General features: G+C 65.5%; 25 protein-coding genes. 3 read left to right on the top strand and 22 right to left on the bottom strand.

The window, feature by feature from the left end; all coding sequences use genetic code 11:
- Positions 1 to 48: 48 nt before the first annotated feature.
- The 22 genes from KOM00_RS17860 to citC form a co-directional block, all read right to left on the bottom strand.
- Positions 49 to 2,136 (bottom strand): tetratricopeptide repeat protein, encoded by a 2,088-nt coding sequence (locus tag KOM00_RS17860; RefSeq protein ID WP_216500307.1) that lies wholly within the window; start codon positions 2,134 to 2,136, stop codon positions 49 to 51.
- Between the two features lie 175 nt (positions 2,137 to 2,311).
- Complete coding sequence (locus KOM00_RS17855) at positions 2,312 to 3,316, bottom strand: response regulator (RefSeq protein WP_216500305.1); 1,005 nt, start codon at positions 3,314 to 3,316, stop codon at positions 2,312 to 2,314.
- Between the two features lie 11 nt (positions 3,317 to 3,327).
- Entirely contained in the window at positions 3,328 to 3,837 is a 510-nt protein-coding gene (locus KOM00_RS17850; protein ID WP_407931696.1) for a chemotaxis protein CheX, read from the bottom strand.
- Complete coding sequence (locus KOM00_RS17845; protein WP_199395781.1) at positions 3,834 to 4,196, bottom strand: response regulator; 363 nt, start codon at positions 4,194 to 4,196, stop codon at positions 3,834 to 3,836. Before KOM00_RS17845 ends, KOM00_RS17850 begins: the two co-directional genes overlap by 4 nt.
- A gap of 129 nt (positions 4,197 to 4,325) precedes the next feature.
- Positions 4,326 to 5,357 (bottom strand): sensor histidine kinase, encoded by a 1,032-nt coding sequence (locus KOM00_RS17840; protein WP_216500304.1) that lies wholly within the window; start codon positions 5,355 to 5,357, stop codon positions 4,326 to 4,328.
- Between the two features lie 279 nt (positions 5,358 to 5,636).
- Complete coding sequence (locus tag KOM00_RS17835) at positions 5,637 to 6,020, bottom strand: rhodanese-like domain-containing protein (RefSeq protein WP_216500303.1); 384 nt, start codon at positions 6,018 to 6,020, stop codon at positions 5,637 to 5,639.
- 28 nt (positions 6,021 to 6,048) lie between these two features.
- Entirely contained in the window at positions 6,049 to 6,879 is an 831-nt protein-coding gene (locus KOM00_RS17830) for an MBL fold metallo-hydrolase (protein ID WP_216500302.1), read from the bottom strand.
- Positions 6,876 to 7,088 (bottom strand): YgaP family membrane protein, encoded by a 213-nt coding sequence (locus KOM00_RS17825; RefSeq protein WP_216500301.1) that lies wholly within the window; start codon positions 7,086 to 7,088, stop codon positions 6,876 to 6,878. Before KOM00_RS17825 ends, KOM00_RS17830 begins: the two co-directional genes overlap by 4 nt.
- Before the next feature lie 14 nt (positions 7,089 to 7,102).
- Positions 7,103 to 7,531, bottom strand: a complete 429-nt coding sequence (locus KOM00_RS17820; RefSeq protein ID WP_216500300.1) for a C-GCAxxG-C-C family protein — start codon at positions 7,529 to 7,531, stop codon at positions 7,103 to 7,105.
- A 93-nt stretch (positions 7,532 to 7,624) separates the two neighbouring features.
- On the bottom strand, positions 7,625 to 10,840 hold the full coding sequence (locus KOM00_RS17815; protein WP_216500298.1) for an efflux RND transporter permease subunit: 3,216 nt from the start codon (positions 10,838 to 10,840) through the stop codon (positions 7,625 to 7,627).
- 145 nt (positions 10,841 to 10,985) lie between these two features.
- Positions 10,986 to 12,083 carry an efflux RND transporter periplasmic adaptor subunit gene (locus KOM00_RS17810; RefSeq protein ID WP_216500296.1) on the bottom strand — a complete coding sequence of 366 codons (1,098 nt, stop codon included), beginning with the start codon at positions 12,081 to 12,083 and terminating at the stop codon, positions 10,986 to 10,988.
- Positions 12,080 to 13,423, bottom strand: coding sequence for a TolC family protein (locus KOM00_RS17805; RefSeq protein WP_216500294.1), 1,344 nt, complete (start codon positions 13,421 to 13,423; stop codon positions 12,080 to 12,082). Before KOM00_RS17805 ends, KOM00_RS17810 begins: the two co-directional genes overlap by 4 nt.
- Before the next feature lie 239 nt (positions 13,424 to 13,662).
- Positions 13,663 to 14,556 (bottom strand): ATP-binding protein, encoded by an 894-nt coding sequence (locus KOM00_RS17800; protein WP_216500292.1) that lies wholly within the window; start codon positions 14,554 to 14,556, stop codon positions 13,663 to 13,665.
- A gap of 139 nt (positions 14,557 to 14,695) precedes the next feature.
- The gene (locus KOM00_RS17795) at positions 14,696 to 15,433 is read right to left on the bottom strand and encodes a class I SAM-dependent methyltransferase (protein ID WP_216500291.1); all 738 of its coding nucleotides are present in this window, start codon (positions 15,431 to 15,433) and stop codon (positions 14,696 to 14,698) included.
- A gap of 2 nt (positions 15,434 to 15,435) precedes the next feature.
- A complete protein-coding gene (locus KOM00_RS17790; protein ID WP_216500289.1) occupies positions 15,436 to 15,684 on the bottom strand; it encodes a hypothetical protein in 249 nt (82 codons plus the stop codon).
- 48 nt (positions 15,685 to 15,732) lie between these two features.
- Positions 15,733 to 16,548, bottom strand: a complete 816-nt coding sequence (locus tag KOM00_RS17785; RefSeq protein WP_216500287.1) for a triphosphoribosyl-dephospho-CoA synthase — start codon at positions 16,546 to 16,548, stop codon at positions 15,733 to 15,735.
- Positions 16,538 to 17,032 carry a citrate lyase holo-[acyl-carrier protein] synthase gene (locus KOM00_RS17780; RefSeq protein ID WP_216500286.1) on the bottom strand — a complete coding sequence of 165 codons (495 nt, stop codon included), beginning with the start codon at positions 17,030 to 17,032 and terminating at the stop codon, positions 16,538 to 16,540. The genes KOM00_RS17785 and KOM00_RS17780 overlap by 11 nt, the downstream gene beginning before the upstream one ends.
- Complete coding sequence (gene citF, locus KOM00_RS17775) at positions 17,007 to 18,545, bottom strand: citrate lyase subunit alpha (RefSeq protein ID WP_216500284.1); 1,539 nt, start codon at positions 18,543 to 18,545, stop codon at positions 17,007 to 17,009. Before citF ends, KOM00_RS17780 begins: the two co-directional genes overlap by 26 nt.
- Positions 18,532 to 19,452 carry an HpcH/HpaI aldolase/citrate lyase family protein gene (locus KOM00_RS17770; protein WP_216500283.1) on the bottom strand — a complete coding sequence of 307 codons (921 nt, stop codon included), beginning with the start codon at positions 19,450 to 19,452 and terminating at the stop codon, positions 18,532 to 18,534. Before KOM00_RS17770 ends, citF begins: the two co-directional genes overlap by 14 nt.
- The gene (locus KOM00_RS17765) at positions 19,452 to 19,928 is read right to left on the bottom strand and encodes a PPC domain-containing DNA-binding protein (RefSeq protein ID WP_216500282.1); all 477 of its coding nucleotides are present in this window, start codon (positions 19,926 to 19,928) and stop codon (positions 19,452 to 19,454) included. Before KOM00_RS17765 ends, KOM00_RS17770 begins: the two co-directional genes overlap by 1 nt.
- A complete protein-coding gene (citD, locus tag KOM00_RS17760) occupies positions 19,929 to 20,192 on the bottom strand; it encodes a citrate lyase acyl carrier protein (protein ID WP_216500281.1) in 264 nt (87 codons plus the stop codon). It abuts the gene before it with no gap.
- Entirely contained in the window at positions 20,189 to 21,190 is a 1,002-nt protein-coding gene (gene citC, locus KOM00_RS17755) for a [citrate (pro-3S)-lyase] ligase (protein ID WP_216500280.1), read from the bottom strand. The genes citD and citC overlap by 4 nt, the downstream gene beginning before the upstream one ends.
- 223 nt (positions 21,191 to 21,413) lie before the next feature.
- On the opposite strand from citC, the gene KOM00_RS17750 reads away from it, so the two are divergent.
- Genes KOM00_RS17750 through KOM00_RS17740 form a run of 3 tightly spaced genes read left to right on the top strand, consistent with a single transcriptional unit; the run spans position 21,414 to position 24,027 of the window.
- Positions 21,414 to 22,127 (top strand): glycosyltransferase family 2 protein, encoded by a 714-nt coding sequence (locus KOM00_RS17750; RefSeq protein WP_216500278.1) that lies wholly within the window; start codon positions 21,414 to 21,416, stop codon positions 22,125 to 22,127.
- Positions 22,128 to 22,421 (top strand): lipid-A-disaccharide synthase N-terminal domain-containing protein, encoded by a 294-nt coding sequence (locus tag KOM00_RS17745; RefSeq protein WP_216500276.1) that lies wholly within the window; start codon positions 22,128 to 22,130, stop codon positions 22,419 to 22,421.
- Positions 22,393 to 24,027: an ArnT family glycosyltransferase gene (locus tag KOM00_RS17740; protein ID WP_216500274.1), complete on the top strand. Its 1,635-nt coding sequence runs from the start codon at positions 22,393 to 22,395 to the stop codon at positions 24,025 to 24,027. Before KOM00_RS17745 ends, KOM00_RS17740 begins: the two co-directional genes overlap by 29 nt.
- The last annotated feature ends 27 nt before the right edge of the window (positions 24,028 to 24,054 follow it).

The raw sequence follows: 24,054 nt of genomic DNA, 5'->3' as shown, positions 1-24,054 counted from the left end.
ATCGGCAGGTTACGCCACCGGGCGGCGACGGGGTCATCTTTTTGACAGTCAGGGGAGCTGTCCGGCGATCTTCATGCGCCAGTTCAGGTCGTTGAGCGCCTCGGAGGCGAGCCTCCCCCAGGTACCCCCGAGCCCGGCCGCCTTCTCCCAACTCGCCTTGGCCTGGCGCACCTCGCCCAGCTGCAGCTGCAGCTCCCCGCTCTTGTAGAGGAACTGGCCGCTCATCTCGCCGGAGGCGACGCTCTCCCCCACCTGGCAGGCCGCCAGGGCCCGCTGGTAGTCCTTGCCGGCGGCGAGGGCCGTGGCCAGGGTGAAGTAGCCGTCCGGGAGGAACGGGTGCCCCGGTTTGACGGCGGAGGTGAAGCGGGCCAGGCTGCGCACCGCGCCGCGGTAGTCCTTGGCCGCCTCGAGCGCCTTGCCCAGGTAGTATTCGCTCTCCGGCAGCTGCGCCTGCGCCCCCTTCGCGCCCAGGAAGGAGAGCTGCGCCGCCGCACCGGGCAGGTCCCCCCGCTCGAAGGCGAGCCGCCCCAGCTGCTCGCGCACCCGCCCCAGGTGGGGGTCGCGCGGGAAGCGGGCCAGGAAATCGCGGGCGGTCGCCTCGACCAGCGGCACGTTGCCGAAGGCGACGGCGTCATCGACGATGCGGGACAAGAGGAACGGGGCACTGCCGGCGACCCAGTTCTTCTGCCCGAGGTACCCGAAGAGCTCCAGCTCCTTCGCGGTGGCACCGGTCTTCTCGAAGGCCTGCGACACCCTGGGGGCGAAGCCCGGGTCGCCGAAGCAGCGGGCCAGATATTCCCGGTTGTCCAGGGCGAGCTGGACCAGCCCCTGGTCGTTGCCGGCGGCGGCGGTCTCCTGGTACACCGGGAAGAGGATCTCCTCCCGCATCTTCTTGACGATGGTGCTGAAGATGCCGCGCGGGTAGCGCCGGTCGTAGGTGACCACGGTATCAAGGGCCTCCTTGGGGGAGGCGTAGAGCGAGAGGAGCAGCGTCATCTTGAAGAGCGCCTCGTCGCGCGAGGCGGGATCGCCCGGCTCCTGGTAGATCGCCTGGTACTTGGCCAGAAGTTGCCGGTAGCGGTCGCGGGAGAGGGTGAAGAGCTCGCGGTCGGCGAGCTTCAGGCGCGCCCTGCCTGCCGCGGGGCTCCCGGCCGAGTAGACCACCACGCTGCGGTACATGGCCAGGGCCGCCTCCTTCTGGCCGTTGCGCTCGATGAGGTCGGCCAGGCGGTTCAGGAGCTCCGCCTGGTAGGGGGTCCCCAGGTACCGCTCCATGAGGCGGAGCAGCATGGCGCGGGCGGCGGCGAAGTTGCCGGTCCTCGCCAGCGCATCCGAGTAGGGCTGCAGGAGCTCCGGGGCCTGCTCCAGGTACCGGGGCCAGAGCCCCTCCCCCTGCCGGAAATAGGAAAGGGCGTCCTGGTGCCGTCCCAGCCGCTCCAGGGCTTCCCCGAGCCGGTAGCAGGCCAGGGCCTTGGGGCCAGGGGCCTTGTTCAGGAACATGGAGAAGACGTTGACCGCCTCCTCGGCCCGGTCCCGGTACAAAAGGCTTTCACCCTGCTGGAACAGGAGCGCTTCCCCCTCGGGGAGGAGCCCCTTCAGGACCTTCCCGTCGGTGGGGGCAAAGGGAACGCCGCCGGGATCTGCGTCGAAATCCCGCACGAAACGCTCGGTGCCGGAGAGGATCGGCTCGCGCCCGGGGGCGATATCCACCCGCGCCACCCGTTTCACTCCCGGCCCGATATCCAGCGACAGCACGCTGGGGTTGGCGCAGGAGACCACCTGGACCCCGGGATCGGCGTCACGCACAGCAACGGAGACGCTGAGCGCGCCGCGCAGCTCCGCGGTGGTGACGCCGGCGAGCTGCTTGTCGTTTAGGACGCGTAGTTTCTTGAAGCTGGGGGAATCCGCCCCGCGCACCTCGAGCCGGACCCGCCCGGAGAGGACCCGGAGCGTGTAGTCGGGGGGGGACTGGAAGAAGAGGTTGACCCTGGTGAAGCCCTGGTGCGGGTGCACCGCCATGCGCAGCAGGCGGTTTTCCTGCTGAGCCAGGGCGCTTTGCGGGAGGGCGCAGGCGAGCAGTATCGTGACGAGCCCCAGCAAAAGTGCCGGGGCGGGTATGCGCAGCGTAAAGGTCATGGGGGAGTTCAAGGCAAAAGCCATGCCGTAGGGATGCGGCGAAGCATCGGCACGCTAACCCGCTGGGACTACGGCATTTTATCTGTGGGGGAATTTTACGTCGCGCCCGCTGGGCGCCGGAGACGGCCGGCCAGTCAAAAAAACGGAGCGCAGGGATGTTTTTTTGACTCGCCTGTCAGTGATGCAGGATCTTCTCCAGCTTGTCGGCGAGCTCGTGCGGAGCATAAGGGGGCATGACCACCCCCTTGACCCCCGCCTTGAGCGCCTTCAGCACCGCGGTCCGGGTCCACTCCGGCGCGGAGAGGAGCACGGCCCCGCCGCTGCGGTCCACCATCGGGACCACCCGCTTGCAGATGGCGAGGTCGCGGTCGGAGGTCTGCTTCAGGAAGATGAAGGCGGCCCGGACGTCACCCTGGGCGAAGAGCCCGGGGAGGTCTGCGCCCAAGGGCGCGTCGATCAGGTTGAGACCGCTGTCGGCCAGCCCCTGCACCAGCTCCTGGCGCCCCTGGTCGTCCCCGAGGACCAGGATGGAGGGGAGCGCCCCGGCGCTTTCTTCCGCCGCCGCCTCGACCTCGGGCTCGGCCTCGACCGCAGCCTCCTCCGGCTGCGGGTCGAAGAGGTTGGCCAGCGGGTGCGGGATCAGGATGTCCACCATGCTCATCTCGTGCCCCTCGATCTGCAGGGGGGCACGGTACATCAGGTACTCGCCGTCCGGGAAGGGAACTTCGTCGGTGAGCGGGTCGGTTCCGGGAACGTACTTCTGCGGCGGGAGGAGCTTCAGATGCACCTTGTCCGGCAGGTTGGGCTGGAACACGGAGTTGAAGGAGCCGATGATCTGGTTGGCGATCTCGCCGAAGGCGTCCACGTCGTCCGGTTCCTGGATGGAAAGCCGGCGCTTCTCCTGGATCCTCGGCCCCGGGATGCCCAGGAGGATCGAGCTCATCACGATGGTGTCGCCCAGCGAGAAGAGGAGATAGAAGAAGCCGGGGTACGCCTCGCGCGACTCCACCCCCACCACGTAGATGGGGTTGTCCTCGTCCCCGAGGTAGCTCTTGCGGTTGGTGTTGAGGACGTCGGAGGCGGCCACGGACATGCTCTGGCCCAGGAGCATGCTGCTCTCCTCCCCGGCCTGCTTCATGGCGGCGTCCAGCATGGATTGTAACTTTTCGAATGCAGCCATTACGGTACCGCCTAGACTTCCTTCCTGAGCTTCAGCCCGACCAGGAAGCGATCACCCTCGTTGGTGAAGGGAATGATGACGCAGTCGCTGTCGGCCATCGAGTTGACCGTGTAATCCTCGCCGGAGATGACGGTCGGGATGGAGAGGTTGATGTCCAGCCCCCCCTTGGAGAGGATCTGCTTCACGTACCCGCCGAGCATGTTGGCGATCTCGCCCAGGGCATCGTTGACGTCTTCCCCCACCTCTTCCACGTCCATCCCCAGCATGTTGGAGGTGATCCTCAGCGCCAGGTGCTGGGGGCAGTGGATGGAGAGGATGCCGGTGTAGGTCCCCGCCAGGCCGACCATGCCGGTGACCGAGCAGTGGAAGGAGGTGACCGGCTCCTTGAGGGGGTAGCTGTCCTCGAGGGCCATCATCACCATGGTTTCGAACACCTCCTTGGTAGCGTTGATGACGTAGGTCGCCAGATCCGCCTCCTCGAGGTGTGTCGCGGCTGCGATATCCTGGTTCAGGGACATCATAAAAGTCCTCCGAGCTTCTCGTTCAACTGGTCGGGCGTGAACGGCTTCTTGATGCTGTCGCTTGCGCCGTTGTTGATCGCCTCCTTGAGGATGTCCTCGCCCCCTTCGGTGGTGATCATCACGATCGGGGTATTGACCCCCTTGCCCCGGACGCACTTGATGAACTCCAGACCGTCCATGTTGGGCATGTTGATGTCCGAGAGGATCAGGTCGATGGTTTTGCCCTCCATGGCGGAGAGGGCCTCGATGCCGTCGCCGGCCTCGTAGATGTCGTCGATGGCGAGCCCCGCCTGGCGCAGGCTGCGGGAAATGATCTTTCTCATGGTCGAGGAATCGTCCACTATCAATACGTTGCCCATGCTGTTCTCCTCCTTGGCTGTTCTATGCGCGCACAGGGCGGCTTTATTTTTCTCTGCGGGGCGCTCCCGGTCGGGCGAGCCCGATGAGAGCCTAATCGGCGCCGGACGGCGGGAACTTTAACCCTTAAATTAGGACTTGAAGCTGCACCTTTCCTTGGCCAGCGGCAAAAGGACCGAGAAGCAGCTCCCCTTGCCGGCGCTGCTCTCGACGCGGATGCTCCCGCCGTGTGCCTCGACTATCGCCTTGCTTATGGTGAGCCCGAGCCCGGTACCCTTGAACCCCTGGGCGCCCGAGGCGCGGAAGTACTTGTTAAAGATGCGCGGCAGCTCGCCCTCGGGGATGCCGATGCCGGTATCGCTGACCCGGACCAGCAGGCAATCGTCCTCGATCGTGCCGGTTACGCTGATGGTGCCGCGCCTCGGGGTGAACTTCACCGCGTTGCCGATCAGGTTGGCGAAGACCCGGGTGATCTGCTTCTCGTCCAGGTCGAGTGTCGGGATCCCGTCGCAGATATCGCTCAGGAAATAGGAGCCGTGCACCGCCGCCTCCTGCTCGCCGTCGCGGCAGCACCCTTCCAGGAGGGCGCGCGCGTCGCAGGGCTGGCGGTCGATCTGCAGCAGCCCCGCCTCCAGCCGGTAGGCGTCCAGCACGTCGTCGATCATGGAGAGCATCTTCACCGCGCTCTTGTCCATCTCCTTCACGAAGAGGTGCAGCGAGGGGTCCATCTTCGAGGGCATCTCACCCATCAGTGCCTGCATGTAACCCATGATCACGGTAAGCGGCGACTTGAGGTCGTGGGTCATCATGGCGACGAACTCCTCGCGCTGGCGCTTTTCCTTCTTGTCGCTGCTGATGTCGCGCAACTGGAAGAGCTCCCCTTCCGCGGTTCCCAGCGCACTGGAACGGACCTGGATCACCGAACCGTCGATGCTGACCTCCACCGGCTCGTCCTGCGCGTTCTCGCTCAGCACGCGGTAGATCGGCGTCCTGAGGGGCAGCATGTCCACCCGCTTCCCGAGGACCTTGGCGCGCTCGACGTGCAGGATCTCCTCGGCCCTGCGATTGACGAAAAGCACCTTGCCGCCGGCGTCGAGGTAGACCGTCCCGCAGTCGACCTCCTCCAGCAGACGCGCCGCTAGGTTTTCACGTTCCTCCTGCATGCTACCTCCACCTTCAAGCAAGCCCTGTTTTGGCTTATCGGAACCTGTCTGCATAGCTTGAGCCAAAAGAACTGCAAAAGTTTACCAGATTTTGCGGGAAGCACGTTGGAACAGGGCAAGAGGGGGAGGTGCGGCCAGGGACTAGGGATTACTCAGGGGCTAGGGGCCAGGAGGCTGGCGGCTGGGCGCCGGGGGGGCTTTAGCTGCGTTTTGGGGTTGGCGGGCGAAACGGTGGTTTGGGCTCCCTCCCCCGGAGGGGGAGGGAGGGGGAGGGGTGAGCTAGCGTCCCAACTGCAGCGGCAAGCCGTTGTTGTACCAGCCGACGATGCCGTCGGTCATGTTGTAAATCTCGCGGTACCCCCTGGAGGAGAGGAAACTCGCGGCGGTGGAGGAACGGGCGCCTACGGCGCAGTAGACCAGCACCGGCCTGTCGCGCGGGATCTCCTGCACCCGGCGGTTCAGCTCGCCCAGCGGGATCAGCTGCGCCCCCTTCAGGTGCGCCTGGCGGTACTCGTCGGGGGTGCGCACGTCCAGAAGCACCATCCTGGCGTTCTTGGCCAGCAACGCCTGGGCCTGCTTGGAGGTGACGTTGGCGGGTCCCACGGCCTGGGAAAGGGAAGCGGTCAGCATCAAAACGGAAAACAGTACGGCGATAAATCTCATCAATGAACCTCTCTCTTTGCGGTATGAGCTAGTCGACTTCGAGTACGTACCCCACCTGCATCGGCTTGAACCCGCCCGGGAACGCGGCGGCGAGGCGCGCGGCGGCATGGAAACCGGTGCAATGGCCGGGACAGATCTTCTTCAGCCCGTAACGCTTCAGGGCCTTGATGGTTGCGTCGATCTGGGGCTGGGACGAGAAGGCGAGGTGGCATCCTCCCATGACCCCGTAGACCTGCTCCACGCCGGTTTTCTCCCGCGCGAGCTCCAAGGTGTTCACCACCCCGGCGTGACAGCACCCCAGGAGCAGCAAAAGCCCCTTCTCGGTCACGATCACCAGGGATTGGTCGTCCGTGACCCGGTCCCTGTGGCAGCCGGCCTCGTCGCAAAAAAGGCCCGCGTCCCCCTCCTCGTAGCTGGTGCGGCGCGGCACTTCGCCGGTCAGGAAGACGCCGGGGACGACCTCCCGGAAGGCATCGTTGTAGGAGAAGCTCGCCCCGAGCCCGGTGAGAAACTCCTCGGAGTAGGGAACCCCGACGGAGCGGGCGCTTCCCTCGCGGAGCACGTAGCGCCGGGTGAAGATCTCGGGGTGGGCCAGTATCCGCTTGGGCCCCGCCGCCTGCAACAACGGCCAGAGCCCCCCGGCGTGGTCGTAGTGGCCGTGGGAGAGTACCACCTGGTCCACGCTCTTCAGGTCCACGTTCATGCGCTGGGCGTTGTGCAGCAGGGTGTGCCCTCCACCGGTGTCGAAGAGCAGCGACTGGTCCCCCGCCTGCACCAGGGCGGCAAAGCCGTGCTCGCCCAGGGTACCGGAGATCGCCCCCGCGCTGTTGTCGCAGAGGACCTTGATGCGGCAGATCATTTGCCGCATCCCTGCGGCGGAAGCTTGGGCACCCCCAGCTTGTCCAGTATGGTCATCATCGGGCACCAGTTGGTGAAGCCGGACTGGAGCAGGTTCAAGCCGATGAAGGCGGTGAACCAGAGCCAGCGCGGATCGTGGTAGTGGGCCAGCGCCAGGGAGATGAGGGTGAACGTGCCGGCGATGAGTCGCAACAGTCTGTCGATGTACATGTGACCTCCTTCTCTTACTTCTTCTGCAGCAGTTCCGCCACCTTGCCGGCCGTGTTGGCCGTGAACTCCACGCAGCGCTTCTTGCCGTTGGCAGTGAGCGCCTTGCAGCAGGTGACGCGGTATTGCTCCTTGAACCAGTGGTGCAGCTCCTTGGTCAGCGCGGCGGACGCCTTGCGATCCTTGACCACGAGGCCGATCGCCATGGTTCCGCCGGCCACCGCGCCGCAGATGCAGCCGGCACCGGATCCGCCCCCGAAACCGGAAGCGAGATGGACCAGTTCGTCCCCCGCCTCGGGCAGAAACTCGTTTTTCACCGCGGCGAGCACCGCCTCAGCGCAGTGCATCTTGCCGGAGCGGTAGAACCCCTCCGCCTCGTTGGCCACCTTCTCGGCCTGCGACTCGCCGTTCACGTTTTCAGCCACATTCTTTCTCAACCAGAACACTAAAACCTCCTAAAGGCAGGTTAAGGCTGAGGTTTAGGTTAAGAAGACCTCTACCGACCTTACCCGTCGCACACATGCTAGCTTATTCTCAACCTAAACCTCAACCTCGACCTGCTTTTTATGTTTTTCCTTCCAGGACTGCACCATGAAATACAGGATCGGGATGGTGATCCTGGAAAGCGTGGTGGAGGCGATCTCGCCGCACATCATGGCGAGCGCGAGCCCCTGGAAGATCGGGTCGAACAGGATCACGAAACTCCCCACCACGACGGCCGCCGCGGTGAGCAGCATGGGGCGGAAGCGGACCGCGCCGGCGTCGATGATGGCCTCGTCCAGCGCCATCCCCTCCCGTCGCCGCAGCTCGGCGAAGTCGATCAGAATGATGGAGTTACGGACGATGATCCCCGCCAGGGCGATGAAGCCTATCATACTGGTGGCCGTGAAGAAAGCCCCCATGACGGCATGACCCGGCAGGATGCCGATCAGGGTGAGCGGGATGGGCGCCATGATCACCAGCGGCGTGGTGAAGTCGCGGAACCAGGCCACCACCAGCACGTAGATGAGCACCATCACCGCCGCGAAGGCGGCACCAAGGTCGCGGAACACCTCGTAGGTGATGTGCCATTCGCCGTCCCACTTGATGCCCGGGCGCTCCTCGCTCCAGGGCTGGGAAGCGGCGCGCTGCTCGATGTGGTAGCCGCCGGGGAGCGGTATGTTGTCGATATCCTTCTGCATCTTCAGGATGGCGTAGACCGGCGCCTCGATCACCCCGGCGACGTCCCCGATCACGTACACCACGCTCTTCATGTTCTTCCGGTAGAGGGATTTTTCCTCCACCCCGCGCACCACGCGCACCAGCTCGGAAAGCGGCACGTTCCCCTTGTTCCCCGCCACGTAGATGGAGGAGAGCGAGGAGACGTCGCTTCGGGAGCCTACCGGCAGGCGCAGGTTGATCCGGATCGGCTCCTTCTCCTGCGGCACGTGCATGAGCCCCACGTCGGTCCCCCCTACCGCGAGCTTCAGGGTCTGCACCACTTGGGCCGCGTCGACGCCCGAGAGTGCTGCCTTTTCGCGATCCACCTCGAAGCGCATGGTGGGGTGATCGTCCTCCTGGTACCAGTCGACGTCGACCACCCCCGGGGTCTTCTTGAAGATGTCCCGTATCTTTCTGGCGATCTCCACCCGGCTTTGCTGGTCGGGGCCGTAAACCTCGGCCACCAGCGTGGAAAGGACCGGGGGGCCGGGGGGGATCTCGGCGACCTTGAGCCGGGCGCCGTAACGGTCGGTGATCGCCTTCAGGGCGGGGCGGATCCTTTTCGCGATGTCGTGCGACTGGGCGCTTCTTTCGTCCTTGCTCTCGAGGTTGACCTGGATCTCCGCCACGCTCGGCCCCTGGCGCAGGTAGTAGTGGCGCACCAGGCCGTTGAAGTTGAAGGGAGAGCTGGTGCCGACGTAACTCTGGAAGTCGGTCACCTCGGGGACCTTCCTGAGCGCTTCCCCGAGCTCGGCCACCATGCGGGCGTTGTCCTCCAGCGTCGTCCCCTCCGGCGCGTCCACGATCAGCTGCAGCTCGCTCTTGTTGTCGAACGGGAGCATCTTGACCGTGACGGCCTTGAAGTAGATCAGCGAGCAGGAGAGGATGAGCAGGACCACCACCATGGCCAGGAAGCCGTAGCGCACCTTCTTGTCGTGCAAAAGCCTCCCCATCATGCGCCGGTAGAAACGGGTCATCCAGGTCTCTTCGGGAGCCGCCTCGGTGCCGTAGTGGGACTCACCCTTCATGAAGCGGTAGGCGAAGTAGGGGGTCACGGTCAGCGCGATCAGGAGCGAGAAGACCATGGCCATGGAGGCACCCACCGGAATGGGACGCATGTACGGCCCCATGAGCCCCCCCACGAACCCCATGGGGAGGATGGAGGCGATCACCGCCAGGGTAGCCAGCATGGTAGGGTTGCCGATCTCGTCCACCGCCCGGATCGCCGCCTCAAGCGGCTTGAACTTGGTCGTGGTGAAGTAGCGGTGGATGTTCTCCACCACCACGATGGCGTCGTCCACCAGGATGCCGATGGAGAAGATCAGTGCGAACAGCGTGATCCGGTTCAGCGTGTAGCCGATCCGGTTGAAGATGAACATGGTGAGCGCGAGCGTCACGGGTATCGCGATGGCCGCGACAGCGCCGGCGCGCCACCCCATGAAGACCGCGATCAGGATGGTGACCGAGATGGCCGCCAGGAACATGTGGAACAGGAGCTCGTCGTTCTTGTCCTTGGCGGTTTCGCCGTAGTTCCTGGTGACGGTGACCTGCATCTCCGATGGGATCAGTTTCCCCTTCTGGAACTCGACCCGCTTCAGGAGGTCTTCGGCCACCCAGGTCGCGTTGGCACCCTTCCTCTTGGCGATGGCGATGGTGACCGCCGGGTAGTCCGCGGCGCCCCCCTTCAGACCCTTGTGCGCGGCAGCGGGGCCTAGGCCGAAAAAGACGTAGTCCTTGGGTTCCTGGACCCCGTCGGTGACCGTGGCGACGTCGGAGAGGTAGACCGGGCGGCCGTCCTTGACGCTCACCACCAGGCGGCCGGCGTCGGCCGGATCGGCTATGAAGCCGCCGACTTCCAGGCTGTACTCCCGGTTTCCCGAGGCGAAGGAACCGGCGCGCTGCGACACGTTAGCCTTCTCCAGCGCCCCCATCACCGCGAGCGGGGTCAGGCCGTAGGAGGAAAGTTTGGCCGGGTCGAGCTGCACCTTCAGCTCGCGCGACACCCCCCCCTTGATCTCTGAGTGGGCGACGTTCTGCACCTTCTGCAGGTCGTCGCACAGTTCCCGCGCCACCCGGCGCAGGGCGTTGTGGTCGTAGCGGTCGGACCAGAGCGTGAGCGAGACGATGGGGACGTCATCGATGGACTTGGAGACCACCAGCGGCTCCCCCGCCCCCGGGGGGAGGAGGTTGCGGTTGCTCATCACCTTGTTGTAGAGCTTGACGAGGGAGTCTTCCATGCTCTCCCCCACCAGGAAGCGGACCGTGATGATCCCCATCCCCTGGCGGCTGGCGGAGTAGATGTACTCGACCCCGTTAATCTCCCAGATCTTCTTCTCGAAGGTGGTGACCACCCGCTCCTCGACCTCCTTCGGGGAAGAGCCGGGCATGGGGAGGTAGATGTCCACCATGGGGACCACGATCTGCGGCTCCTCCTCGCGCGGCGTCGCGATGACCGAGTAGAGCCCGATCAAAAGCGAGGCCACCACGATGAGCGGCGTCAGCTTGGAATCTATGAAGGCGCGGGCGATCTTGCCCGCGAAGCCCAGGTTGTTCATGCGTTCTCCAATGATGACGGGAGCTTTATCGCCCCCCCTCCCCTTGCGGGCGTGCGCCGCGTAGCACTTCAGCACGCGAAGGGGTGAGGGGTTTGGGGGGTGGGGGAAGCTGCGTCAGGCAATGCACCCAGTCAATCTCCCACGACTACTGCACCTTGGCGCCGTCCACCATCTTGTCGATGCCGGCCGTGACCACCTTCTCTCCCGGGGAAAGACCGGAGAGGATCTCCACGCGTCCCCCCTGGGCACGCCCCGGTTTCACCAGGCGCAGACGGGCCAGCCCTTCGGGCGACACCACCCAGACCGAGGTGAGCGAGGAGCGCTGCACCACCGCGGCTGCCGGGACCGCGATCCCCTTGCGGGAGCCGGTCTTGAAGAAGGCCTTGCCGTAACTGCCGGAACGGAGCCTGCCGGAGGGGAGATCGACCTTCACGGTGAAGGTGCGGGTGGCGGGGTCCACCACCGGGACCACCTCGGAGACCCGCCCCGTTTCCGGCGCGCCCTCGACGGCGATGCCGATCTGGTCGCCTCCCCTTACCTTGCCCAGAAGCGTCTCGGGGGCGGCCACTTCCAGCCGGAACCCGTCATCCCCCTCGACGGTCAGAAGCGGGGTCCCCGGAAAGACGGTCTGCCCCGCCTCGACCTGCTTGGCCACCACCACGCCGGAGATTGGGGAAACCACCCTGCCGTACCCGGCGACGGCGCCGGCCGCCTGGGCGCCGTGCTGTGCCTGGGCCAGGCGCGCCTCGGCCCGGGCTACCCCCTGAGCCGCCACTTCCTGCGCGGTCTTCCTGGTGTCATACTCCTGGCGGGTGACCGCCTGCTCCGCGAAGAGCCGGGAGTAGCGGTCGAAGGTGACCTCTGCCAGCTTCTTCTGCGCCTGCGCCTCGGAGAGTGCCCGTGCCGCCTCCTCGACGCCGGACACAGCCCCGGCCGCAGCGGCGCCGCTTTCCACCGCCTCGATGGAAACGAGCAGTTTCCCGCGCCCGACCCGGTCGCCTTCTCGCACGAAGACCCGGCTCACGCTGCCGGGAATACGGGCCGCGATCTGCGCGCTGTTGCGTGCCCGCACCGTGCCCACCGCCTCCTGGACATCGGGCAGGTCCTCTGCCGCGAGGGTCTGCACCGTCGCGCCCGTCACCACCGGCGGCGCGGCCGGAGCGACAGTGTGCCCTTCCTTCTTGCCGCAGCCGAAGCCGCTCGCTATCACTAGGGCAACCAACGCCGCCCGGTATGTTCTCATTGCAGAACCTCCTTCACGAATACGCCGGCACGGAAGTAGATCTCCCCCGTCGCGGCATGGAAGCCGTTATCGACCTCCACCAGGTTGGCGCGGGCCTGGGTGAGCGCGTTTTCCGCGTCCATCACCTCCACCAGGGACGAAAGGCCGTTGCCAAAGCGCAGCGTCACCAGGCGCCGGCTTTCCTCGGCATCCCGCACCGCGGACTGTGCGCTCGCCAGTTTCAGGCGCGCCTCCTGGCGGTGCAACACGCTCTCGGTCACCTGCAGCGCCACCTCCCTCCGCTCGTTTTCCAGCAGTTCGGCCGCGCTCTTGCGGATCAGCTCCGCCTTCTCCTTCTCGTGGGACCGCCTGCCGCCGTCGAAGAGGTCCCAGCGCAGGTTCACCCCCACGGTCCAGGAATCCTTGTCGGTCCCCAGGGGAAGGTCACGGTCGTTGATCTGGTAGCTCCCCCGCGCGTACAGGGTCGGGAGATAGGCGTTCCTGGCCTGCCGGACCGCCAGCTCGCCGCGCTGCTCCGAATTCTCCGCAAGCTTCAGGTCCGGGCGGTTTAGCCTCGCCAGGGCAATGAGTTGCTCAAGTTCCTGCGCGGGCTCCGCCAGGCTGGGGAGCTCCCCCACGTCCAGAGGCTCTCCCTGGGCTCCGCCGACCACCAGGTTGAGCCTCAGGCGCGCGAGCAGCAGGTCGTTCTTCGCCGAGATCGCGCGCTGCTCCGCCTCGGCCACCGAGGTCGCCGTGCGCAGCCGGTCCGATTTGAGGCCGATGCCGTCCTTCTCGCGCACCGCCGCCAGGCGGTCATGCTCCCGCGCGTTCAAAAGCGCCTGGTCGGCCACCTCGCGGTAGGCCTGCGCCTTGCGCACCCCCAGGTAGGCGAGGTAGACGCGGAATGTGATCTCCTCGCGCCTGGCCTCCTCGGAGAGCGCGGCCGCCTCGGAACCCTTCCCGGCCAGGGCCACCCCCGTGGAGATGCCGAAATCGATCAGCGGCTGCTCGAGCGTCAGCGCCGTCTTGAAGTCGCCGCGCGGCGAGGGGTTGTTGAGGGTGTCGGCGGCGAAGTCCTTGCCGGGGTTGATGCGCCCCTCGTCCAGCTTCATCATGAACACCGCGCTCGGCGTGTTGGAGAGGACCGCTCCGCTCTCCAGCGCCACGCGGGGCAGATAGCGGCTCCTGCTGGCCGCCACGTCCTGCTCCGCCGCGCCGCGCTCCAGCGAGGCCGCCTTGAGCAGGTGGTTACTCTCCAGGGCGCGCTTGACGGCCTCCGGCAGCGTGACCACCTCGCCGAAGGCCGGCGCCGCACAGCTTGCCATCAGCAGAGCGATGAGCGGTAGAAACCTGTGATTCACCCGGAAACCTCCTTGCCGGTACAGTCAAAATATCGAATCGAGATATATTCGAATTCCTATATATATGTTGACCTGATAATTGTCAAGGTAATAACTGTATAAGCATCACTCTAGTGGACTTTGCGGGACGGCCCTGGAATTTTAACACTTAGAAACGAAGGCTCCCGGTACACATGAAAAAAAAAGCGCGCTCCCGGAAGGAGCGCGCCTCGTTTTGGTCAAACGGCGTGGCAGCGAAGTCAGGCCGAGGCCTGGTCCAGCAGGTAGCGTCCAACCCAGTGTTTGGAGAACTGCAGCGCGGTGCGGCCACAGCGCTTGGTCTTGTCGTGCGACCACTGGATGGCGTCCAGCTCCAGCTCCTTGCTCCAGGAGATGCTGACGTTGCGGTTTTTGGCCTCCCGCTCCACGCACTGGCGCACCGCGTCGAGGTAGCGGTCCTGGGTGAAGACGTGGAAGGCGACCCATAGGCCGAAGCGGTCGGAGAGGGAAACCTTCTCCTCCATCGCCTCGCTCTCCTGGAGTTCGCCGTTCACGTACTTGCCGCCCAAGAGGTCGGTGTTGTACTGCGGCAGCAGGTGGCGCCGGTTCGAGGTGACGTAGATGAGCACGTTCTCCGGGGCCGAGTACACCGAACCGTCGAGGGCGCTCTTCAGCATCTTGTAGGAGAGCTCGCCGATCTCGAAGGTGAGGTCGTCGCACAAAAGGATGAAGCGGTAGGGCTGGTCCTCGACGGCGCTGAAGATCTCGGAGAGGTAGATGAGGTCTTCCTTCTCCACCTGGATCACCCGCAGCCCCTCGTGGGCGTACTCGTTCAGGAGCGCCTTCACCATGGAGGACTTGCCGGTGCCGCGCGACCCCCAGAGGAGCGCGTTGTTGGCCGGGAGCCCCTTAAGGAACTGGCGCGTGTTGTAGACCATGATCTCTTTCTGCTTCTCGCAACCCAGGAGGTCGTCGAGCCTGGTCTGGTCGGTGACCTTCACCGCCTCCAGGTATCCCGAGAAGGAGTGACGGCGCCAGTTGGCGGCGTGGCAGGTGGCCCAGTTGACGGCCTTGACCGCCCTGGGGAGCAACATTTCGACAGAGCTGAGCACTCGCTCGAGCTGGGCTACTACCTCCGGTTTCAGATTCAACATGTACTTTTCCGTCCTCTGTGTGGTGGGCTCCGAACCGGCAGTTTGTTCTGATGAAACAACCATGCTCAAGTAACCCCCGGTAATTTTGTTAAATCTGTATACGTTATCGGAGAGCCCACTGTCAAATTAAAACAATGTGTCAATTGCCGCCGCGCCGGTTCTCGCACAACGCCCAGGCGGTTGCACCCGGCAGGAGGATGCCGGCCCGCGCCAGCGCGATCATCACCATGTTGTCCCACTCCAGCAGCCTGCCGAGCAGCGAGGCCGACAGCCGCCCACCCCGCCAGGGGCCTGGGTCTCGCACCCTCCCCCAATGATAGAGCCGGGATGACAGGAACCTCGGGATGAGCAGCGAGCCGAACAGGTAGCCGGAACTCACCACGACCAGCCCGGCGCTCCAGGCGAGCTGCTCCACCTGCCTCAGCCGGTAGCGCCGGTAGTGACCGCGAAACCAGTCATGCCCGCTGTAGAGCGCCTGAAAGGCGGGGACGGCGACCAGGACCCTCCCCCTTGCGGCAACGTGCTGCCGCACCACCCGCTTCAGGTACCCCCGGTCATCCTCGACCCGTTCCAACACGTCGAGGATCAAGGCGAGGTCGTAGCGGTTTCTCCCCGGGGGAAGCTCGCGGCGGTAGCTGATGCCCGGCTCGGGCTCCCGTTCCTCCAGGCGCGCCTCGGGAGGCTCGATCTCGACGGCCGCCACCTCCTTGTGCTCCAGCCCGCCGAAGACGGTGCGGCAGAGATAGTCGCCGCAGCCGACCCCGAGCACCTTCACCCCCTCGTGCAGCGTGTTACCCAACAGGGCCGCCAGCGCCCCGGCCCGCGCCCTCTCCCAGGGGTGCCTGGTGGGGCGGTCGTCCCTCTTGGTAGCGTCCATGGCTAGTACCTCATGTCGCAGGCGACGCCTGCGCTGCCGGCTGAAAGGAGCGGGCGCAAGGAGAATCCCTTGATGACGGCACCGCCGCTCCGCTGTCGGGTTTCGGGCGTGTCGAGATGGTCGTAGTGCAGCAGGCGGGGGAGCAGGAATCCTGAAACAAGGCCGATGGCGGCACCGGCCGCCGCAGGTGCGGCGCTGCAGAGAAGAAGCAGGAGGGCGATCGCGCTATGGGTCGCGGTGTAATGAGCCATAGGCGAAATTAAATATCATTAACCAAGCCTTGTCAAACCGGGCCGCCACTATTGCGGGAGAGGCTCCAGCTCGCCGGTGTGACACAGCCAGGCGAAGGAAAGTGCCAGCAGGTCGGCCACCCCCCCCATGGTCAGGTTGCGGCTCACGTAGTGCTCGTTGCGCCGGGACAGAAACTCCAGGAAGTCGTGGCGCCGGGCCACCATAAGCTCCAGCGCCCGGCCGTCCTCCTGCACCGTCCCCAGCCCTTCCCTGCCGCAGCGGTGCAGCGCGGTGGTATCCTCGACCGTCGCCATCAGGCGTCCGAGCATGGCGTACACCGCGCTCCCCCTGTTGCCGGCGGCCAGCTCGCGACGATAGGCGGGGAGCGCCTCCCGGAAGAGCGCCGGGAGCCCCTCGAGCGCCTCCCCCCGGATCCCCCGGGCGCCGTAGCTGTCGCAGACGCGGCTGCCGTTACTCTGCCCCTGCGGCGGCTGCGCAAATAGGCGGCTGGCGATGCCGGCCACCGCCTCGCTGAGCGCCTGCTCCCCTCCCCCGGGCGCCTGGGCCGCCGCCGCCAACAGGAGGCCGCTCAGGAAGATGTACCCCTTGTGGCAGTTGGTGCCGGCACGCTCCCGCATGGCCTGCTCGGCCTCGATCCCCAGGCGCACCTGCTTCGCCAGTTCCTCGCCGCACGACAGTGACTCGGCCAGCCGGCAGAGGTAGCCGGAGACCACCTCCAGGGATGCTTCCATGCGCTCCAGGGACAGATCGTGGTGGGAGCCGGGATCGTTCATGTCGACGAGCCCCGGCTTGGGGGTCAGGTAGAGCTCCAGGAAGGCTCCGCGCACCAGGTTCCGCGCCAGCCGCGCGAGCTCAGAGCGCATCGATCACCGCCCTCGTCTTCAGCACCAGCTCCTCGGTACTGTGGCGCTTGGCGTGGATGCAGGCGAGCGCGGGCTCGCAGCAGATCAGGCAGCTCCGGGGGGCGATGTCGAGCTCGGCGCGCCCGACCTGCTTGCCGGAGTGGTCGTAGATGTCCAGATCCAGGAGCCGCCCGGCCGGGTGCCTGGTCTCCAGCGCGATCCCCAGACGCTTCACCTGGGTCGCAGCGAGCCGGGTGTGGTAGAGGGCGAAGGGCCCCAGGGCATCGGAACCGCGCAGCACCGGGGTCACCTTCAGGGTAGCGAAGAGCGCCTCTTCCCCCCAGGCGAAGAGCCGCTCCGCACGCGCCCCGCTCTTCTCAGGCCCCGGCAGGTTCAGCGACAGCATGACCGTCGCCGGGAAAGGGGTCGGGAACAGGCCGTCCAAAAGCGCCTGGCGGCGGTCCCGGGCCGCGAGCAGGCTATTCCTTAACGCGTCTGACGACATCGATGATGCTCCCGTCCCGGTACTCGACCACCGCGACCACCTCGTCCTCGAACTCCAGAGGGCGCGGGGTGCCGGTGACCCGGCAGATCTCGCGCTGCAGGTCGGCGATCTCCTTCACCGGCAGCTTCCTTCTGATCAGCTCTTCCTTGAGCTCGGCGTGCCGGTCGTTCACCGCGATGCCGCGCTCGGTCACCACGACGCCTATGGTCTCCCCCGGGGTGGTGACGGTGGTGACCCGGTCCCTGACGATGGGGAGGCGCCCGCGGATCGAGGGTGCCACGATGATGGAGAGCTTTGCGCCGGCAGCGGTGTCCGAATGCCCGCCGGTGTTGTGCAGGAGGTAGCCGTTGGACTCGGTGTTCACGTTGACGTTGAAGGCCGTGTCGACCTCGGTGGCCCCGAGGATGACGCAGTCGAGCCGGTTCACCACCGCCCCGGCGTTGAAGGGGTTCGCGTACATGTCGGCGCTGATCTCCTGGTGGGCGCGGTTTCTGCCGATCGACTGCACCGCCTCCTGGTCGAAGCACTGCACGTCCATGAGCGCGGAGAAGAGCCCCTCCTCCAGCATCTCCACGAAGTAGCCGGTGATGCCGCCGCAGCCGAAGCTCCCCTTTATGGAGCCCTTGCGCATGGCGTTGCGCACCTTTTCGGCCACGGCGAGCGAGATGCCGCCCGAGCCGGTCTGAAAGGAGAAGCCGTCCCGCAAAAGCCCCGAGGCCTCGATCACCTGCGAGGCGTAGCTTGCGATCTGCAGCCCGACCGGATCGGTGGTGACGCGGGTGGTGGTGGAGACGATCTTCGCCGGGTCCCCGAGCCGGTCCACGACCACCACGAAATCCACCAGGGTCTGCGGGATGCTGACCGGGACCACCGGGAAGGGGACCAGGTTGTCGGTCACCGCGACCACGCAGGAGGCGTAGGTGGCGTCGATCTGGGCGTAGCCCAGGCTGCCGCAGGCCGAGGGGCCGTAATAGCCGTTCATGTTGCCGTACTCGTCGCAGCAGGGAGCCGCGATGAAGGCGACGTCTATGTGCACGCTCCCCTCGAGGACCGAGCGGGCCCGGCCGCCGTGGGTCCTCACCACGATGGGGCAGGAGATCTCGCCGCGGGTGGCCATCTCCCCGATCAGGCCGTTCACGCCGCACTGGAAGCCGGCGATGACGCCGCTCTTTATGTGCGGGATGATCTCGGCGTGCACCGGGTGCACCGAGGAGGAGGCGATCCAGATCCCCCTGAGCCCCAGCTGCGCGATCTCCGCCACGATCCGGTTCAAAAGGAAGTCGCCGTTTCTGAGGCTGTGGTGGGTGGCGATGGTCATGCCGTCTTTGAGCCCGCTCGCCTCGATCGCCTCCCTAAGCGAGGAAAGGAGCTTCTTCTCCCCCGGGTTCACCCGCTTCAGGGGGCGGGCCGCGACGCTCCCCTGCGGCCGGATGGCGTACGGGTCGCCGTAAGGGATGAGCGGTCTCCCCGCGTAGCTTTCCGGGATCTCCCGTCCCAGGCTATTGAGCGCCATGTATCGCCTCCTCGTCGATCAGGGTATCCACCATGCCGTGGGCGTAGGCGGTGCGCAGCACGCGGGCGGCGCGCTTAACCACCGGGGCGTCCACCATCTTGCCGCCGAGGGCGATGACGCCGGTACCGAGTTGGCGCGCCCTCTGGATCGCCTCGATGACCTGCAGGGCGTACTCGACCTCGTGCTGCTTGGGGGCGAAGACGTCGTGCACCACCTCGATCTGGCGCGGGTTGACCAGGCACTTGCCGGTGTAGCCGAGCCTCTTGGCGAGCTCGGTCTCGGCCCGGAGCCCCTCCATGTCCGAGACGTCGGCGAAGATGGTGTCGACCGCCTGGATCCCCTTCGCCTTGGCCGCCCAGAGCACGCGGGTGCGGGCGTTGAAGAGCTCCTCGCCGCCGCGGCTTCTCTCGATCTCCATGCTGGCGGTGTAGTCCTCGGCGCCGAAGGCGAGTGCGAAGATGCGCTCGGAGCTGTTGGCGATCCCCACCGCGTTGATGACGCCCAGGGCGCTCTCCAGGGAGGGGAGGATGCCGAAGCGGCCGATCTCCACCTCGAGCTCCTCCTCGAACTCGGTCAAAAGCGTGTCCAGCCGCTCCACGATCTCGGGTGTGTCCGCCTTGGGGAGCCGGATCCCGTCCGGCATGGCCGGGAGCACCACCTTCAGGTCCTCGTAGCCCCACCTGGTGTCTAGCGGGTTGATGCGGACCAGGAGCTCCTTGTTGCGGTCGGTGTAGTTCAACAGGAACCGCTTGACCAGGTGGCGCGCCGCGTCCTTCTCTGAGAGGGGGACGGCATCCTCGAGGTCGATGATGACGCTATCGCAGTTGAAGATCGGGATGTTCTGGAGCATGGAGGGCATGTTGCCCGGGACGTACAAAAGGGAGCGTCTCAGCTTGAAGCCGGCCATCAGGGCGCCTCCTCGTCGATGTAGATGGTGGGGATCCCCCCGACCTTGGAAACGTGGCGCTCGACGCCGGAGACGTCGAGCTCGGTGAGGACGATCTCGCAGGTGGCGAAGACCTCCGCGTCGTAGAGGTGACCGCCGACCACCTCGCCGGAGGACTTGGACATCATGATGTGGAAGTGGCAGTCGAGGAGGTCCTGCTCGCCGGGAACGATGTTCCCCTGCAGCCCCAGAAGCTCGCAGGGCCCCTCGATGTCGTGGATGGTGACCCGCGGCGCGGTGATGGGGAGTTTCGCGCCGGTCTTGATCCCCCTCAGGCGCACGTTCTTCACGCTCCCGAGCGCCGAGACGATCATGGCGTAGCGCACGTCGGTCAGGTGCGCGAACTGCAAAAGCCGGGTGGTGAGGCTCTCCCCGGGCGTGATCTTGATGATGAAGCGCCTGCCGTTACTGCACTCCTTGTACCAGAGACCTTCCATTTACCCCTCCGTCGCCCGCATGATCGCCGTCTCCAGGCGCGCCTCGATGGCGTAGTCCAGGGCGCCGCGGTCGGTGATGCGCACCTCTCCCGCGTCGATGCCGTGCTTTGCCAGCACCTCGTCCACCTTGCCCCGGATCAGCGCCCCGAACTGCTTCAAAACCGTCGACTCTATGGTCACGTTCAGCGTCTCGGCCGGTTCCAGGAACACCATCAGGTCGCTGGACTGCATGGTCCCGGCCTGCGCCTTCTTCACGATCTTCATCTAGCTCCTCCCTTGTCCCAGATCTTGATCCCCTCGCTGGAGAGGAGGAAGTCCAGGGTGCTGACCGGCACCAGCTCCGCGATCCCGTCCAGCTCACCGCGCAAGAGCATCTCGCGCACCCGCGAGGCGGAGATCGGTCTCTGGTCCGCGTTCTTTCTCTCTATCTCGCGCACCTCGACCCCCAGGGGAGGGAGTATCCGGTGCATGGCCTCGTTGTAGGCGGCGGTGGTGCCGCACAGGGGCTCGCTCCCCACGAAGCGGGTCCTGACCTGGAAGTGCGGCGCGATCCGCTGCGCGAAGAGCAGGAGGTCGAGTTCCATCTGGATGGCCCCGCCCGGGTCCCCGTCTTTCAGGAAGTAGGTGGGGAAGGTGATGCTGGAGACGGCGTACCACGAGGTATCGACGACGGTGACGTTGGCGAGGTCGGCGGTGCCGTCCTGCACCATGCGCAGGCGGGTGCCGAAGGGGAACAGCGAGCGCTCCTCGCGCACCACGAAAAGGAAGAGCTGGTCCACGGCGGCCGCGGCCTGTTCGACCAGGTAGCGGTGCCCGAGCGTGAACGGGTTGCAGTTCGCCACGATGGCGCCGTTGTTGCCGGGACGGATGAGGCGGGTGTAGCGGGCGAGGTAGCGCTTGAGGCCGTCGCCGTACTCGAGCAGCGCCGTCTTCCCCGAAGCGGCCAGGAGGTTGAAGTTGAGCGTCTCGAAGTTGGGCGCCAGGGCGGGCGAGGTGAAGACGAAAAAGGAGTCGACCCCCTCCTGGTAGCCGCGCCCGACCAGTTCGGTGACCACCTCGTCCAGGAGGGTCCCCCCCTGGTGCGACGGCGCCACGGCGAGCATCTTCAGGGTGCGCCCCTGCCGGGCGCCGACGGCGACCAGGCGCCCCGCCTCGAAGATGCCGACCAGGTCGTCATAGGGCGTCTCGAACTGCAGGCCGGTTGCTTCGAGCAGTGCCCGAGCCTGTGTGAGATCGTCGGTGGAGAGCAGAGAAGTAACCATGCGCAAAGACTAACACTAAACAGCTGTAAACGTAACCGCGTATACCAAATTTTCCCCTTGGCCGCTGAGCCGTGAACGTGGGGGCCTTTCGCCCTGCGACAGCACAGTCCGGGAGCTATGTCATTCAGAAAAAACTATGATTTACCTTTCTGGTTGTGCTATGTTGTCAAATTGTTCACTCGCACCCATCTTAGCGGCATCTAATTGAAAAAACAGAGAATTTATGACCACTATCTCAGTCGTGATACCTGCCCACAACGAGGCGGACAATATCGTGAACCTGGTACGGGAAATAGTCGCCACCGGACTTGAGTGTGAGATCGTCGTCGTGGACGACGGCAGCACCGACGACACCCATGCCAGGCTGCTCGCCCTGAAGAGCTCGGTCTCCTCCCTCAAGATCATCCAGCACGACCGCGCCTACGGGCAGAGTGCCGCCGTGGCCACCGGCATCAGGGAGGCCAGCGGCGCCATCATCGCCACCATGGACGGCGACGGCCAGAACAACCCTGCCGACGTGCCGAAGATGGTCGACGCGATCCTGAAAAGCGACAACCCCAACCTCAAGATGGTGGCAGGGTTCCGCAAGAAGAGGGACGACCACGTCTGGCGCATCATCTGCTCCAAGATCGCCAACGCCTACCGCCGCTCCTTCCTGCGCGACGAGACCCCCGACACCGGCTGCGGCCTCAAGGTCTTCTACCGCTCAGCATTCCTGGAGCTCCCCTTCTTCGACCACATGCACCGCTTCCTCCCCGCGCTGATCAAGATGAAGGGTGGCGACGTCATCTCCGTCGAGGTGAACCACCGCCCCCGCACCGCAGGGGTCTCCAAATACGGCACACTGAACCGCCTCTGGGTCGGCATCGTCGACATCTTCGGGGTGTGCTGGCTGCGCATGCGCGCGAAGAACGTAAAGATCACGAGGTGCGACTAGATGGTTTTAACGGAAAAGGCCTGGGTGGCCATCGGCCTGGCCGGGCAGTTCTTCTTCACCATGCGCTTCGTGGTGCAGTGGATCGCCACCGAGAGACAGAGAAAAAGCGTCATACCCGAGTCGTTCTGGTACTTCAGCATCTTCGGGTCGCTGATCCTGCTGGTCTATTCCCTGTACCGCAAGGATCCGGTCTTCATCCTGGGACAGGCCTTCGGCACCACCGTCTACCTCAGAAACCTCTTTTTCATCCACAAGGAAAAGAAAGATGCATCAAGCGATCCGGCCGCTGATTAAAGAGCTGGGCCTCCCCTTCGCGATCCTGGTCATCCCCGGGATCGTCCTTGCCCTGCGGCTCCCCTACTTCCCGGTTGATGAAACGCGCTACCTCGGCGTGGCGTGGGAGATGTGGAACAACCACTCCTTCATCGTGCCGCTGCAAAACGGGCTCCCCTATTCGCACAAGCCGCCGCTGCTCTTCTGGCTCTTGAACCTGGACTGGCTCCTGTTCGGGGTAAACGAAGGGACGCTGCGCTTCATCCCGCTCATCTTCAGCCTTATCAACCTGACCCTCGTGTACCGGATCGCGCTCAAGCTGTGGGACGACCGGCAGGTGGCGCGCTACGCGGCGCTGATCCTCGCGTCCATGCTCTCCTACCTGCTCTGGTCCTCGGTGATCATGTTCGACGTGATCCTCGCCTTCTGGGTGCTCCTCGCGGTGCTGGCGGTTGCCTGCGCGGCCCGGGAGCACCGCCTCGCCTGGTACCTGCAGCTCGGCGTGGCCATCGGCGGCGGGATACTCACCAAGGGGCCGGTGGTACTGGTCTACGTCCTCCCGGTCGCCCTGCTCGGTTTTCTCTGGGTTCCCAAAGAGCGCTTCTCCGGCAAGTGGTACGCCTGGCTCGGGCTCTCGATCCTGATCGGCGTCGGCGTGGTGCTCTTCTGGCTGGTTCCGGCCGCGCTCACCGGCGGCGAAACCTACCGGCGCGCCATCCTGTGGGGGCAGACGGTGCACCGCATGACCAACTCCTTCGCGCACAAGCGCCCCATCTGGTGGTACCTCCCCTGGATCCCGACCCTCTTGCTCCCCTGGCCCCTGTTCCCTCCCGCCTGGCGGGCCTGGAAGCGCCTTTCCGGCGACCCCGGTTTCAGGATGCTGCTGATCTGGGGAGGGGGGAGCCTGGTGATCTTTTCCCTATTGAGCGGCAAGCAGGTGCACTACCTGATCCCGGTGCTGCCGACCTTCAGCCTGCTCATGGCCAGGAGCGTCGCCGAGGAGCAGGGGGATGTGGCCCGCTTCAGATTCCCCATCGCCGGCCTCTACCTTTTCCTCGGCGCCGGCCTGATCACCGCGTCTTTCATCAGGCACGGCAAGCTCTTGAAGCACTTCGACCTCATGGAGATCAGGATCGCGGCCGCCGGGCTGATCGTGCTGGGTGCGGTGCTGTTGCTGCTGCGCCCGCGCACCATGCCGGCCCTGGTCAGCCAGGTCGCGGTGGCCTCCCTGGCCTGCTGCGTCCTGGTCCTCGTCGGCGGCAACACCATGTTCCAGCGCTACGACCTGCACCCTATCGCGGCGGCGATCCGGCAGAAACAGGCCGAGGGGTACCAGGTGCTGCATGCCGGCAAGTACCACGGGCAGTTCCATTTCATGGGGCGGCTGAGCCAGCCCCTGGTCGAGCTCCCCAGCCGGGACCAGATCCGCGCCTATGCTGCCGGCCACGACAAGATCGCGCTGATCACCTACGAGAAGGAGACGGTGTCCATCGCCCCCAAGGATTACTACTTCCTGCAGCCCTTCCGAAACAGGCAGGCGGTGATGTGGACCCGGGACGGGATCGCCACCTTCCTGGGCGAGTCCCCCGACAAGAAGGAGCCGGCGGAAGCGCCCGACTCCGAGTAAAGCAAAAGGGCCCTCCGGCAACCGCCG

The sequence above is a fragment of the Geomonas diazotrophica genome, from assembly GCF_018919385.1.
Lineage (GTDB): Bacteria > Desulfobacterota > Desulfuromonadia > Geobacterales > Geobacteraceae > Geomonas > Geomonas diazotrophica.
Note: the sequence above shows the minus strand (reverse complement) of the source record. Positions and strands in the feature narration are given on the sequence as shown.